Source organism: Cohnella sp. GCM10020058 (genome assembly GCF_042683485.1).
Classification (GTDB): domain Bacteria; phylum Bacillota; class Bacilli; order Paenibacillales; family Paenibacillaceae; genus Cohnella.
Genome location: NZ_JBHUJV010000001.1, coordinates 79,278 through 93,798 on the forward strand (window position 1 = coordinate 79,278; position 14,521 = coordinate 93,798).

Consider the following 14,521-nt stretch of genomic DNA (forward strand, 5'->3'; position numbering starts at 1 on the left):
GCGAAAGGGGAGATCGTTTGCGGAAGGCATACGTTGGATGGATTGTCGCCGTTGTTCTAGTCGCAAGCTGGGCGGGCAACATTTATTCGCACCAAACGAACCGGTTGCCGGAAGGCCGATTTTTATCGCATCTTATTGAAGTGACCGATTCGCCGGGGGACTCGTTTATGCTGTATTACATCGCCAACAACGATGACAAGCGGCTGCCCGTTTCGGTTTCGATCGAGGGGCTGCCTGCCCTGCGATTTTATCCGATCTCTGAATATATGACGTTCAGAAGTCAGAAGCTTTATCGGTTGATCGGGCATTTCGAGCCGGACCAGGAAGCGGCGGATTCGCCGTCCGAGGCGGCAGCGCAGCTGACGATCCGTTCGGTCGACGTCAACTATAGCGACGGCACGCGGGGGACGTCGGATATCGGCAAGATGATCGTGTATCGGAAGGATTGGGGGAGCAGCGACTCGATCAGCGGAGTCAGTTCTTCCAGCTCGAGCGACGGCACTAGCACGGCTTCGTTCCGGGTGGATAAACCAGTCACAGTAAACGGCTTAAGCTCCGCTTTTTTGAGCGAGCTCGGCTCGGCCTTTACGTATGAGCTGCACGTTGGAAAAGAGAATGTCGTCTTTCCAAGTGCGATCGAGGCCGGATCGTCGTTATCGCTGAACATGGCTTTTCCGGTTCCGCCGAATTCGCAGCTCTACCTCCAGCCCGTCGCGATGCGGCTTCTGCTCGAATATACGGATGAGGCCGGCAGCCGTCGGGCGCAAATGATTCCGACGGAGCGGCAGCCTTATCCTTCGCAGGCGGCCATTCGCGAATACGTCAAGGCGCAGAGGAGGTCGAAGGAATGAGGACCGCTTGCTCGCAGATTGCCTGGGGACTGGGCCTTATGCTGTTCGATTTTCGGATCAACAGCTTCGACCTGCTGCCGGATGCGCTTGGATTCATCTTGATTCTGCTCGGTTTGTACGGCTTCCCGGATCGCCGACAAGGATTCGGGATCGCCAAGCTGGCGGCGGCCGTTATGCTGGCGCTGTCGATCGCCGAACTTGCAGGCGCGGTGCCGGCCGCAGTGACGATCTCGCAGACAGATCGTCTATACGCGATGCCCGCTTTGACTGCAATCGGCTTTTCGGCGCTTTGCACGCTCGCGCTGCTGTACGGCTTGTGCGAAGGCTTCGCGCGCACGGCGGCGTCGAGCGGCCTCGAAGCGTTGGCCCGATCCTTCCGCGCGGCATGGAATTTGAGTCTTGCGATGGGCGTCGTCATGCTGTTCGTTCTGCCGTTCGGCTTGAACGGCTATACCGGATTCGTGGCGGTCATGACGGTGCTCGCCGGCTTAGGCCAGCTCGTCGCCGGAATATGGCTGATCGTGCTCGTACGGAGGTTGGGACGCGAATACATTGCCGCAAAGCTCGGAGAGGAGGAGGAGGTTCCGCATGTTTGAGGCGTTTCGCAAGACGAACGTCGTTGCTGTTCTCTTGATGATTGCGGGCATTGTTTTTTTTCTGGTCGGGCTTTTGTCTTCGCACGAAGTGAAATGGATCGGCCCCGTCGGTTTTGCCACGGGACTCGGACTTCTGCTGCTCGTGGAGGCCTGCAAAGCCGAGTTGAATCGCCTGCGCCTTGAGAACGTAGAGCTGAGACGAAGGCTGGACGCGATTGAAAAGCGTACGGACAGGGACTAACTATAGGAACGCTTAGGGTGAGGGCAGTCAACTGCCTTCTTTTTTTCGTGTTCGCTCGGCATGATCTTGTAGCAAACGATTTTTCCACGAATTACGAAGCCGTTGAAGCAGACCGTAAATTTTCCTTTACATAAATGTCCCAATTCTCTATGATGAAAATGCCGAAAAATGTAAATAGTCCGCAAGAATCAAAACCCATTTTATACCATGTCGAATTATGTCAGATTATTAATGAACTCAAATGCATGGAGACGATGGGAATGACATACGGCAAGGTTAGAAAAGTATTGATCTTTATTGTAATTGCGCTTTGTATTCTGACCTCCGGACAGCCGGGCTCCCGCAATTACTCGCCATCCGGACCGAATACGGCCGAGGCGCAAAAATGGGCGACGATCAATGATTATTACCGCGTTTCCGAATTGCATAAGCGGGGTTACACGGGGAGCGGCGTCCATGTGGCCATCGTGACATTTGATACATTCGAGCTTGCCGATATTGAAATTTTCTCCAAACGGTTCAATTTGCCGATACCCACCGTTAACGTTATTCCTCTATTTGGCGGGGCCGTGCATCAAGGCGCATCGGCCATCGGACACGTGGAGTCGACGCTGGACATCGACGTGGTGCACGCAGCGGCTCCGGATGCGGTAATCGATGTGTATTCCGTTCCTCCCGCAGTACCTTTCAATCTTGTCTTGCAGAAAATTTTGGACGACGGACAAGCCCGGATCGTTACTTTCTCGTGGGGGCGAGCGCCGAACCCGCAGGATGACGAGCTTTCCTACGCGATTATCGAAGAGATGGGCAGACGGGGAACGACCGTCTTTGCTTATACGGGAGACAACGGCCCGAGCGATGACAATTCGAGTGTGGCGTCTCCGTCTTATTTTCCGAATGTCGTGGCCGTCGGCGGAACTGTAATAACTGCCGATCCGGCGTCGAAGCGCGTATTCGAACGCGAATGGCCGCTGTCGGTAGGCGGCTGGAGCGCCTACTATCCGTCTCCCGGCTATCAATCCGCTGCCGCAGCTTCGTTGAAGGGGAAGCCGGAGAGCGGAAAATACCGCATGCTGCCTGATATCGTCGGTCCTTCGATCGTGACGGCAGCCGGATCGCCGACTGCGGATAAAGACGGTCCGCCAATCTTCGTCACCGACCCCAAGACAGGCGAGGGATCCTGGTTACCGGCCACGGGGACTAGCGTCGCCGCGCCTTATATGGCAGGCATTTTCGCGAACATTGCCGGAGGGCTGCAGCGGGGACTTGGCGATATTCATGAGACACTTTACGGTCTGATGGGTCAGCCGGCTTTTAACCGCGTAGATTCGAGCTCCGAGGAAGCCGTCGTTGAGGGAGGTGATTCCTATTCCATGACGGCAGGATTGGGAAGCGTGAATGCGCTGGAAATGGCGGCCGCATTCGGCCTGATGAAGTAAGCAGCAGGAGGCTCTATTACATCTTTGGAGGAAGGTATCTATGAATCGACGAACATTAAGCGCCGCATTACGCTTGGTCATCGCAGCATGCATGCTCCTGACCGGTTTTCCACTCAACAATGCCTTTGCGGGCCAACCCGGTCCGGTACAATCAATAACAACGCCCATTCTCGGATCTGAATTAGCCGTGTCCAATGGAAATCTGACAGATGACGGCAATGGAACGTACACGCTGGTGCCTGGCGATTCTACCGTAACGATCTCTTATCGAAATGATACGAATAACAACCTTACAAGCGAAGATGTTCCCGGTTATCAGACGGTTGAGCATGTTGGCGACCAGCCGGATCCAATGAGTTGGAGTTGGGGTTCGGCCACGGCTTCGTCTCACAGCGTGGACGCTACTTTAGATATTGAGGACGGTACGGCGCAGGATATTTACTTCCAAATGGGACTAGAGCACTTTCTGGTTAAGGTCCGCTTCGCATCCGTTCCCGTGACCGTGACCACGAACGCGAACGCGTACAATACCGATACGAGCGCCTTCTTCGCGGGTACGGCGAATAATGCGCCGGCTCTCACGCCGGTCGGATTTGAATATTCAAAGGATGCGACCTTCGCGACTTTCGAAACGACCGAAGAGCATCAAACGTCGCTGTCGGACAATTCCGTTTATGGGTCGTTATCGAATCTCCAGCGCGGCACTACGTACTACTATCGCGCTTATGCCGTAGTTGACGGCGCGACCGTCTATGGGGACACCCAATCGCTCAAGACGGCGACCATCACCGCCCTTGACGTGAAGGACGCCGGCGGTACGGTGCTGACGAAGTCTCCGGCTGCGTTCAGTTACAGTACGGCGGCGTATGAAGTGCATGTGCCGAACAGCACGACAACAGTGAGCGTAGCCGCAACTGTAGACCTGGGAACGGCAATGGACGTTCAGAATCTTGACTTCAAGGTAGACGGCGTCTCGGCCAGCGAATCCTGGGAGCCGAGCGGCACGACGCAAACGTCAACCCGCCAGGTCAGCATTGCTGCGGACATGACGACGGTCTGCGTGGCTTACCCGAGTTTCACGGGGCCGGCAACGATACCGAACGCATGCGGTCTGAAGCAATTCGAGGTCAAAATCGTTCGCGATGCGGAGCAGGTTGTACCGCCGACCGTGACCACGAACGCGAACGCGTACAATACCGATACGAGCGCCTTCTTCGCGGGTACGGCGAATAATGCGCCGGCTCTCACGCCAGTCGGTTTTGAATATTCAAAGGATGCGACCTTCGCGACTTTCGAAACGACCGAAGAGCATCAAACGTCGCTGTCGGACAATTCCATTTATGGGTCGGTATCGAATCTCGAGCGCGGCACTACGTACTACTATCGCGCTTATGCCGAAGTCGACGGCGCGACCGTCTATGGGGACACCCAATCGCTCAAGACGGCGACCATTACCGCCCTTGACGTGAAGGACGCCGGCGGTACGGTGCTGACGAAGTCGCCTGCTGCGTTCAGCTACGGTACGACTACCTACGAAGTACATGTTCCGAATAGCACGACAAGCGTAAGCGTAGCGGAGACTGTCGACTTAGGGACGGCAACGGCTCTTCAGAAGCTGAAGTTCGTCGTAGACGGCAACTCGGCTACCGAACCATGGGTGTCGAGCGGCACGAACCGGACGTCGACGCGCCAGGTCGACATCACGAAGGATACGACGACGGTCTGTGTTTCTTATCCGGTATTTACGGGGCTGGGAACGGCGAGCGGGGGGGCCTGCGATCCGCAGCAATTCGAAGTCAAGATCATTCGCGATGCGGCGCAGGTTGTACCGCCGACCGTGACCACAAACGCGAACGCGTACAATACCGATACGGAAGCCTTCTTTACGGGCTCGGTGTATGATGCAGCCACGCTTACGCCGGTCGGATTCGAATATTCGAAGGATGCGAACTTCGCGAGTAACAAAACGACCGAAGAGCGCCAACTGCAGCAGTCGAGCAACTCCATCTATGGATCGGTATTGAATCTGGAACGCGGCACCACGTACTATTTCCGCGCTTATGCCAAAGTAGACGGAACGACCGTCTATGGGAATACGCAAACGTTTAAGACGGCGACCATCACCGCCCTTGACGTGAAGGACGCCGGCGGTACGGTGCTGACGAAGTCGCCTGCTGCGTTCAGCTATGGTACGACGACCTACGAAGTACATGTTCCGAACAGCACGACAAGCGTGAGCGTAGTCCAGACTTTAGATCTGGGTACGGCTATGGACGTTATGAAACTTGATTTCAGTGTAGACGGCAACACGACTGCCGAATCGTGGGTGTCGAGCGGCACGAGCCGAACGGCGACCCATCAGGTCGCCATCGCAACGGACACGACGACGGTCTGTGTAGCTTCTCCGATATTCACAGGGCCGGCTACGATGGCGGGCGCGTGCGGTCCGGAGCAATACGAAGTCAAGATCGTTCGCGATGCGGCACAGCCGGTCGTGAATAATCCGGCACCTGCGACGACTACGACGACGCTCGTTCTGGATTCTAATCCCAGCGAGATCAATCAATCGGCTAAAGCTGCGATTACGCGTATCGTAGGTTCGAATCTGTCGCTGTCGGCGACGCTGAAGACGCAGGACGGCAAGCCTTTGAGCATTCCGGACATTACGATCGGTGCCGACGGATCCTTCAACCTGACGAATGTTCCGGCGGGCGTGTATAAAGTCAACCTGAACCTCGTAGCGCCGACAGGCGAGAAGCTTGTCGGAGGCACGGGTAAGCTGACAGTAAACAACGACGGAACCGCCAAGCTTGAAGCGGGACTCATCGATCCTTACGGCATTGTGACGGATTCGGTGACCAAACAAACGATCGACGGCGCCACAGTCACGCTGTATTGGGCGGACACGGAGCTGAACCGTTCGAAGGGAAGAACGCCCGGAACGATGGTCGTACTGCCCGAGCTGCCGGACTTTGCGCCGAACAAAAACCACGATCCGCAATCGACGGTCAGCGGCGGTAAATACGGATGGATGGTTTTCCCTGATGGGGATTATTACATTTTGGCCGAAAAAGACGGCTACGACACGTTCGACAGCCGCAAGGACACGCGGGACGAACAGCAAGGTGACGACAGCTATATCAAAAACGGCAATATTCACGTCGGCCAGTCGATCGTGCATTACAGCTTCGCGATGCAGCCGACGGTAGTCGACTCCGGCAATCACAAGCCGTACATGGTGGGCTATCCGGACGGGTCCTTCCTTCCGGAGCGCGGCATGACGAGAGCGGAGACAGCTGCGATTTTAAGCCGCCTGTTCGCCGATGCGGCAGGTCAAACGACGTCCGCATCGTTCTCCGACGTGAAGGGGACGCACTGGGCGGCGAAGGTGATCGCATTTGTCACGAAGCAGAAGTGGATGGTCGGTTATCCGGACGGAACCTTCCGTCCCGAACAGCAAGTGACGCGCGCGGAATTGGCGCAAATTTTGCTGAACGTGAAGAAGTGGGATTCCGAAGCGGAAAACACCTTCGCTGACGCCAAGGGGCATTGGGCTGAAAAAGCGATCGGCATTCTGCAGAAGCAAGGCTTGCTCTCGGGTTATCCGGACGGCACCTTCCGTCCGAATGCGCCGATCAAGCGCGTTGATGCGGATGTCATCTTCAACCAATTGACGGGACGCAAGCCTTGGTCCGTCCCGACCGAGCAGAAGTGGAAAGACGTCGCGCCGGACTACTGGGGTTACAATGCGGTCATGGAAGCTTCCGTACCGCACGCCTATGAGGTGTTCGAGAGCGGCATTGAGAATTGGACGTCGCATTAAACGGAGTTAGCATGTTCGAAGAATAGACGGGGTTGTCCCCAGGTCATTCATATGATCTGAGGGGCAGCCCTGTTTTTGTTATGACTTTTTATGCGGAATAAAGGTTGTAAATGAACGCATCCTGAATTAATATAAACCTATAAAAACTTATATGAACATAAATAAACAATCGGAGGTTTTTAAACCATGGAAAACCGTTATGCATCACATCCCCGCGAAGTGAAGGCATTCGACACCGCGCGCCTGCGCGAGGAGTTTCTGATCGAAGAGATGTTCAAGCCGGACCAACTGACGCTGACTTATACGCATGTCGACCGCTTCATCGTCGGCGGCGCGCTGCCGGTAAGCGGCTCCGTCAAGCTTGAAGCGGACGCCAAAGCGATCGGCGCAGCTACCTTCCTGGAGCGCCGCGAGATCGGCATCATTAATGTTGGCGGCGCGGGCACCGTGACGGTCGACGGCGAGACGTACGCGATGGCAAGCAAGGATTGCCTCTACATCGGCCTCGGCGCCAAGGAAGTGCTGTTCGCAAGCGACGACGGCGCGCAACCGGCCAAGTTTTACCTGAACTCGACGCCCGCCCACAAGACGTACCCGACCGTAAAGGCCGCGATCAGCGAAGCATCGCCTAACCACCTAGGCAGCCTGACCAATTCCAACGAGCGCACGATTTACCGTTACATCCACACCGGCGGCATCCAGAGCTGTCAACTGGTGATGGGCATGACGCTGCTGAAGGACGGCAGCATGTGGAATACGATGCCTTGCCACACGCACAACCGCCGCTCCGAGGTTTATTTCTACTTCGACATGCCGGAAGACGGCGTCGTCTTCCACCTGATGGGCGAGCCGCAGGAGACGCGTCACCTGGCTGTGCGCAACGAGCAGAGCGTCATCTCGCCGAGCTGGTCGATCCACAGCGGCGTCGGCACGAGCAGCTACACGTTCATCTGGGGCATGGCCGGCGAGAATCAAATTTTCGAAGATATGGATGCAGTCGCGATGAAAGATATAAAATAGAAGGAAATCGCTAGGATTGGAGATTCGGCAATGAACCCTCTGCGCAGACACGAGATGATCATGGAGATGCTGCTGGCCGCGAACGAGGTGACGGTGGCCGAGCTCAGCGAACGGCTTGAGGTGACGGGAAAAACGATCCGCGAGGATCTGGCCAAGCTCGAGGAAAAGGGGCTGCTGCAGCGGATGCACGGCGGCGCGATGCTCGCGCAGGCGGACCAGCTCGGCATCCTGTCGCTCAAGAACCCGGTCGCGCGCCATGCCGCGGAGAAGGCGGAGGTCGCGAAGCTTGCGGTGTCGTTGATCGCGCCCGGCGATATCGTCGCGCTCGACGGCGGCACGACGATGCAGGAGATGGCTCGGCAGCTGCCGAACCAGCCGATGACCGTAGTCACCAACGACATTATCATCATCAGCGAGCTCGTCCGCAAGGAAGCCATCCGTCTCGTCGTGCCCGGCGGCTACCGGGTGCGCAATATGCTGGTCGGGGCCGATGCGGTCGCTTACGTGCGGAAGCTCAATATCCGCAAGGCGTTTCTCGCGGCGACGGGGGTTCAGCCGGACTCCGGCTTTACGATCTACACGGGGGAGTTCAGCGAGATGAAGCGCGCCCTCATCGAGACGGCCCAGCAGTCCTTCGTGACGGCGGACCATCACAAGTTCGGGCAGGGCGCGCTGTTCACCTTCGCGCAGCTGACCGAGGTCGAGGCGATCGTCACCGATGCCGGACTGTCGCCCGAAGTGGCTTCCCAATACAGGCAAGCCGGCGTCAGATTACTCATCAACCAAGAGAAGGAATGATATAGCCATGTTGTTCGATTTAACCGGCAAGACGGCGCTCGTGACCGGCGCTTCCGGCGGGCTTGGCCAGGCGATGGCGCTCGGGCTTGCGGAGGCGGGCGCCAAGATCGTCGCGGTCGCGTCCTCCAATTGCGACGCGACCGTAGCGGCCGTCCGCGAGGCGGGCGGCACGATCGAGCAGATCTCCGCGAACCTGAGCGAGCTCGACGGGCTCGAAGGCGTGTTCGAGAAGGCGCTCTCGTTTTTCGGCAGCATCGATATTCTCGTGAACAACGCGGGCACGATCCGGCGCACGCCGGCAGCCGACCATGCGGCGCAGGACTGGTTCGACGTCATCGATCTGAACCTGAACGCGGTCTTTTTCCTCAGCCAGCTGGCCGGCCGCCATATGATCGCTCGCGGCAGCGGCAAGATCATCAATATCGCCTCGATGCTGACGTTCCAGGGCGGCATCAACGTGCCCGGCTATACGGCGAGCAAGCATGCCGTCGCAGGCGTCACCAAGGCGCTCGCCAACGAATGGGCGAGCAAGGGCATCCAGGTCAACGCGATCGCGCCAGGCTACATGACGACCAACAACACGGCGCCGATCGTCGCGGACCAGGCTCGTTACCAGTCGATTACCGACCGCATCCCGGCAGGCCGCTGGGGCCAGCCCGAAGACATGAAGGGGCCGGTCGTGTTCCTGGCCTCCGCCGCGTCCGACTATCTGAACGGCCATGTGCTGTGCGTGGACGGAGGTTGGCTGGCGCGATGACGACGGGCAGAGAGCAGAGCGAATTGATGAAGTCGCTGGCGGCGAGCAAGATCGTCGCTATTATCCGGGGCATTCCGGAGGATAAGGGAGACGCGACCGCGGAGGCGCTGGCCGAGGGTGGCGTCGTTTTCCTCGAGGTAACGCTCAACACCGACGGCGCGCTCGGCATGATCTCGCGGTTCCGCGAGCGCTACGAGGGACGCATGCGGATCGGCGCCGGCACGGTGCTCGATCTGGGCCAGGCCAAGGAAGCCGCCGCGGCGGGCGCCGAATACATTATTTCGCCGAACCTCGACCTTGAGGTCGTCCGCTTCGGCGTCGAGCAGGGCATCGAGGTTTGGCCGGGCACGATGACGCCGACCGAGATCGTGGCGGCCTACAAGGCCGGTGCATCCGCAGTAAAGGTATTCCCGCTCGGCAGCCTCGGCGTCGGTTACCTCAAGGAAATCCGCGCCCCGCTTAACCACATCCCGATGGTCGCGACCGGCGGCGTTAACCTGCAGAACATCCGGTCCGTGCTGGACGCCGGCGCCGTAGCCGTCGGCCTGGGCGGCAACCTGGTGGACAAGAAGCTCGTCGCGGACGGCGACTTCAAGGCGCTGGCCAAGCTCGCGAGAGCTTATGCGGACGAGGTTGCGAGGGATTGAACACTTCTGCTGGAAAAGGTATGCTATAGCTATCGAACGCGAGTGAAGCACACCGCCTCTCCTGATGGAGCTGGCGGTTTTTTGCGTTTTCACAAGGAGGGAACGTAATGGATCATTTTGAAAAGCAATATTCGAGTTGGTTAGCCGAGCAAGCGAAGAAACGATCTGGAGAAGCCCGGCGACGCCTGCTGGAGGGACATGGGGAATCGGAAAAGCTGTTTGCTAAAGAAATTTGGTGGCCGCTCAACAAAAACTTCGATTTTTTACATGCCGAATACGAGGTGTCGAATTATCGAGATAGCTCTTTTTACCTTGATTTTGCGTTTGTACGCCCACCCTATTTCATCGACTGGGAGATCGACGATTTTGCGGCGCATGGCAAGCATGTTAACCGACGCACCTTCGAGTACGAACGGGAGCGGCAGAATCAGCTACTGTTGGATGGCTGGAAGGTATTCAGAGTGCCGCTAGATATGATTAAGGAACGCCCGCGAAAATGTCAACAGCTTGTATTGCAGGTCATGGGCAAGCTGTACGGAGATTTTGGAGAGGAAGCCCGGTCCGATCTCTCCTTGATCAAGCGAGAAATCGTTCGTCTTGCCATAAACTATAAGCGTCCGTTTACGCCGGAGGACATCAGTACTTCGTTAGGCATAAGTTTGCAATATGCGCGCAAGATGCTCCATGAGTTGGTTCAGGAAGCTTGGTTGGCGGTCGCATCGGGTTCAAGACGCATTCGAACTTATCGTTTAGGTGACAAGGCCGAGCTTTGGAAATCGAAATGATTGATTATTGTAGCTATGTGCAGTGGTCCGGTCGGAGCGAAAACGATGCGGCACATTCTTATTCGGCGGAAGGACGAGGCTGCGGGAGAATAACGATGTGGCGCATTTTTATTCGTGAGAAAACGTGCAGTTTCGTGGGAATAACGATGTGGCGCATTCTTATTTGTGAGGAAACGTGCATTTTTGGGAGAATAACGATGTGGCGCATTCTTATTTGTGAGGAAACGTGCATTTTCGGGAAAATAGCGATGTGGCGCATTCTTATTCGGCGGGCAGGACGATATTCCGGAAAAATAAAGATGCGACGCATCCTTATTCCGCCGACAACGCTTTGATTCGGCTTGAATAGTGATACGTCGCATTCGAGTTCTCTACCACTTGAACTTGCCGACCGCCTCCGTCAGGCTGCCGACGACCTGCTGCAGCGAAGCCGCGGCGCTGGCGATCTCTTGGCTGAGCGAGAGCTGCCGGTCGGCGGCGGCCGCGACGAGATTGGTCTTGCCCGCGTTGTCCTGCGCCGAGCGGGAAGCCTGCTCCATGCTGGCCGCGACCTCCTCGGAGCCGGCGGACATCTGCTCGGTGACGGCGGAGGCTTCGGCTACCTGCGTTGCCACCTGCTTGACGGAGCGGACGATCTCCGTGAAGTTCCGCTCGACTTCTTCCATCATCGCGCCGCCTGTCTCCGAGCGCGCGAGCGTAGCGTCCATATGCTCGGCCGCGCTCGCGATGCCGCTGCGCGTGTCCGCGATCAGCTCGTTGATGCCTTGCGCGGACGCCATGGAGCTGGCCGCGAGCTTGCGGATCTCCTCCGCGACGACGGCGAAGCCGCGCCCGTGCTCGCCGGCTCTGGCGGCTTCGATCGACGCATTCAGCGAGAGGATGTTCGTCCGTCCCGCGAAGCCGGTGATGTCGTCCGCAATCGTGCCGATGCGACCCGACTTGTCCCGAAGCTGCTCGACGATCTCGGACAAGCCTCTGACGGAGGCGAGGATCTCTTCTAATTGAAGCCTGAGCGTCCGTACCTTGACGTTGCTTTGTTCGGCGATGTCTTCGGCCTCGGACGTATGTCCGGAGATCGTCCCCATGCTGTCCGCGATGCGTCCGACGCCGTGCGCCATCTCTTCGATCGCTCTGCTGGTCTCCTCCGCGATGGCGGATTGAACCTGCGTCTGTGTCCGCACCTCGCCGATGTGGGCGACCGTCTCATGCGTGGCCTTGGCAGATTCGGCAGCGCCGGTTGCCAGCGTGTGCGAGGATGATTCGACGACGCGCGTATGCGAGGAAATGCTCTCTGCGAGTCCCCGGATCTGCGCAATCATGGCGTCGACCGATTGGTCGATCTGGCCAAGCTCGTCGCGCCCGTACTTTTCGAGCGGCGCGAATGCCAGATTGCCTTCCGCGACCGAACGGGTTTTGCGCAGCACGTTGCGGATCGTCCGGTTGAGCGTGAGGATCAGGTAAGCGCCCGATCCGATAAACAAGATCCACAGCACGATGAGCGCGATGTAGACGGTGGTGGACGTCGACTGCGTATCCTTGCGAATAAGGCTCGTCTCGTCTTCGGCATATCGGGTCATAATGTCCCCGAAGGCGCCGACGCTGTCCCGGCCTTGCCGGAATTTGGCGAGCAGCGCGATCTCTTGCTCGGGCTTGATCTGATTCTGCTGCAGCGTGACCGACGCTTGCTGCGACCAGACACGGAAGCCGTTCTGAAAATTAACCATGATCTCACTGACCGTCTGCCCGGTCTGCGGATGCGCAAGGCTTTCCAAGCCGCCTCGCTTGATGATATCCAGCGCGCCGGCGATCGCGGTATTTATCGTTTTCACTTTGTTTCGGTAATCGGCGAGCGTGGCTTTTTGTTCTTCGGCCGGCAGATTCGCATAGCGGAGCTGCAAGTAATCGGACAGCGCCTGCTGCATATCCCGGTCGGAACCGAGCACGGACACCGTGGAGCGGTAGGCGGTATCGTAGAGCGTATCGGACAATCGATTCGTATTAGAGCCGATCAATTGGAGCAGGTAGACGGCCGTGCTGGCAAACAGCAGCAAAGGTACTGCGAAAAGCAAGATTAAACGGACCTTTACTGAGACAAACATCTTCGATCGCTCCCTTATTTCCCTGAAATAGATGCGCGGAGCTAAAAACCCCGCTTTGTAATTATCGGGAGGAAACGGGCATATGGAAAGAGGTTTTGTTAAATAATTATTAAAAATGAGCTAAAAATTAGCTATTTTCATGTAACTTTTAATAATAAGTTTACATAGTTCAGGGAATTAGCCAAACAAAAAAGCGTTCCAAACGCCGCCGAGCCTGTCTCGGTAACGTTTGGGACGCGATTTTCCCAGGGGGAGTGTTCTCTGATGCCATTACCGCTTTTGCGCGACCGCCGCGAATTCTGAGCGAATGCGGGAGAGCAGCGCGTCGTCGGTCAGCACGTCGTAAGCGGTAAGGGCCAGCGTCTTGGCTGCGAACACCATGCCGTCATAGGCACGCGGGAGCTGCGCTGCATCCCTGAATTCAACCGAATGCAGCGTATAAGGGGCATCGACCACCTGGACGTAGCCGTGAACGGCCGGGCAGCGAAGCGATACGTTGCCCAAGTCCAGCGACCCGTGGTCCTGCCCGAACTGGATCGACGCCGGCGGGACGCCGCCTTCGATCAGGTTGGCGGTGAACGCGTCCGACAGCGCCTCGTTCGTGCGCAGCTCGTCGTACGAATATTCGTAGTTGCTGACGGCGAGCCTGCTGCCCGTCGCGAGCGCTGCGGCTTCGGCGCAGGCGTTCACCTTGCGGACGAGCTCGTCCGTGTAGGCGCGGCTCTTGGCGCGGACGTAGAACTTGGCGGCGGCGTAATCGGGGATGACATTGGGCGCCACGCCGCCGTGCGACACGATGCCGTGAATGCGGGCGTCGCTCCGGGTCTGCTGACGCAGCGCGCCGACACCGTTAAAAAGCTGGATGACCGCATCCAGCGCGTTGATCCCGTCCTCCGGATTAGCCGCGGCATGCGCCGCCTTGCCGAAAAATTCATATTGCAGCGCGTCCATGGCAAGCGAAGAGCCCGAGCGCTCGAAGCCAAAGTACGGGTGCGCCATAAGCGCAGCGTCCACGTCGTCGAACAGACCGGCCGCGGCCATGTCAACCTTGGCACCCTTGGTCTCCTCGGCCGGCGTGCCGTATACGCGGAGAATGCCGCCTGTCTCCGCCAGCAGCGGGACCAGCCCCGCGGCCGCGCCGAGCGCCATCGTGCATATCAGATGATGGCCGCAGGCGTGACCGATCTCCGGCAGCGCATCGTACTCGGCGAGCAAGGCGATCGTCGGTCCCGGCTTGGCGGACCGGTACTCCGCGATGAACGCCGTCTCGAGCCCGAGCGACCCCCGCTGCACGGAGAAGCCGAGCGCCTCCAGGGCTTCCGTCAAGCGGGCGGAGGCCAGCTTTTCCTCGTGACCGAGCTCCGGATTCGCCGCGATGTAAGCGGCAAGCTCGCGAAGCTTCGGGGCATAGGCGTCTATGGCATCGCGAATTCGCGATTTATCGTGCGATAGCTGCTCGTTCATC

The 14,521-nt window shown here is 57.9% G+C and carries 12 protein-coding genes; 10 read left to right on the forward strand and 2 right to left on the reverse strand.

The genetic code is table 11. From position 1 onward, the window contains the following. Window positions 1–17 precede the first annotated feature (17 nt). The 10 genes from ACFSR7_RS00340 (at window position 18) to ACFSR7_RS00385 (ending at window position 10,957) form a co-directional block, all read left to right on the forward strand. Window positions 18–851 (forward strand): hypothetical protein, encoded by an 834-nt coding sequence (locus ACFSR7_RS00340; protein ID WP_378158340.1) that lies wholly within the window; start codon window positions 18–20, stop codon window positions 849–851. After that, a complete protein-coding gene (locus ACFSR7_RS00345) occupies window positions 848–1,447 on the forward strand; it encodes a hypothetical protein (protein WP_378158341.1) in 600 nt (199 codons plus the stop codon). The genes ACFSR7_RS00340 and ACFSR7_RS00345 overlap by 4 nt, the downstream gene beginning before the upstream one ends. Further along, window positions 1,440–1,688 carry a hypothetical protein gene (locus ACFSR7_RS00350; RefSeq protein ID WP_378158343.1) on the forward strand — a complete coding sequence of 83 codons (249 nt, stop codon included), beginning with the start codon at window positions 1,440–1,442 and terminating at the stop codon, window positions 1,686–1,688. Before ACFSR7_RS00345 ends, ACFSR7_RS00350 begins: the two co-directional genes overlap by 8 nt. Window positions 1,689–1,948: 260 nt before the next feature. After that, window positions 1,949–3,127, forward strand: coding sequence for a S8 family serine peptidase (locus ACFSR7_RS00355; RefSeq protein WP_378158344.1), 1,179 nt, complete (start codon window positions 1,949–1,951; stop codon window positions 3,125–3,127). Between the two features lie 352 nt (window positions 3,128–3,479). Beyond that, window positions 3,480–6,950, forward strand: a complete 3,471-nt coding sequence (locus ACFSR7_RS00360) for an S-layer homology domain-containing protein (protein WP_378158346.1) — start codon at window positions 3,480–3,482, stop codon at window positions 6,948–6,950. A gap of 186 nt (window positions 6,951–7,136) precedes the next feature. Then, window positions 7,137–7,970, forward strand: a complete 834-nt coding sequence (gene kduI, locus ACFSR7_RS00365) for a 5-dehydro-4-deoxy-D-glucuronate isomerase (RefSeq protein ID WP_378158347.1) — start codon at window positions 7,137–7,139, stop codon at window positions 7,968–7,970. Between the two features lie 30 nt (window positions 7,971–8,000). Then, a complete protein-coding gene (locus ACFSR7_RS00370) occupies window positions 8,001–8,768 on the forward strand; it encodes a DeoR/GlpR family DNA-binding transcription regulator (protein WP_378158348.1) in 768 nt (255 codons plus the stop codon). Window positions 8,769–8,775: 7 nt separating this feature from the next. After that, on the forward strand, window positions 8,776–9,525 hold the full coding sequence (gene kduD, locus ACFSR7_RS00375) for a 2-dehydro-3-deoxy-D-gluconate 5-dehydrogenase KduD (RefSeq protein ID WP_378158349.1): 750 nt from the start codon (window positions 8,776–8,778) through the stop codon (window positions 9,523–9,525). Continuing rightward, window positions 9,522–10,172 carry a bifunctional 4-hydroxy-2-oxoglutarate aldolase/2-dehydro-3-deoxy-phosphogluconate aldolase gene (locus tag ACFSR7_RS00380; RefSeq protein ID WP_378158351.1) on the forward strand — a complete coding sequence of 217 codons (651 nt, stop codon included), beginning with the start codon at window positions 9,522–9,524 and terminating at the stop codon, window positions 10,170–10,172. The genes kduD and ACFSR7_RS00380 overlap by 4 nt, the downstream gene beginning before the upstream one ends. Window positions 10,173–10,279: 107 nt before the next feature. Further along, window positions 10,280–10,957: a DNA-binding response regulator gene (locus tag ACFSR7_RS00385; protein ID WP_378158352.1), complete on the forward strand. Its 678-nt coding sequence runs from the start codon at window positions 10,280–10,282 to the stop codon at window positions 10,955–10,957. Between the two features lie 371 nt (window positions 10,958–11,328). Here ACFSR7_RS00385 and ACFSR7_RS00390 read toward each other — a convergent pair whose 3' ends face one another. Together ACFSR7_RS00390 and ACFSR7_RS00395 are read right to left on the reverse strand one after the other, a co-directional pair. After that, complete coding sequence (locus tag ACFSR7_RS00390; protein WP_378158354.1) at window positions 11,329–13,056, reverse strand: methyl-accepting chemotaxis protein; 1,728 nt, start codon at window positions 13,054–13,056, stop codon at window positions 11,329–11,331. Window positions 13,057–13,326: 270 nt separating this feature from the next. Beyond that, window positions 13,327–14,520: a M20 family metallopeptidase gene (locus ACFSR7_RS00395; protein WP_378158356.1), complete on the reverse strand. Its 1,194-nt coding sequence runs from the start codon at window positions 14,518–14,520 to the stop codon at window positions 13,327–13,329. Between the last annotated feature and the right edge of the window lies 1 nt (window position 14,521).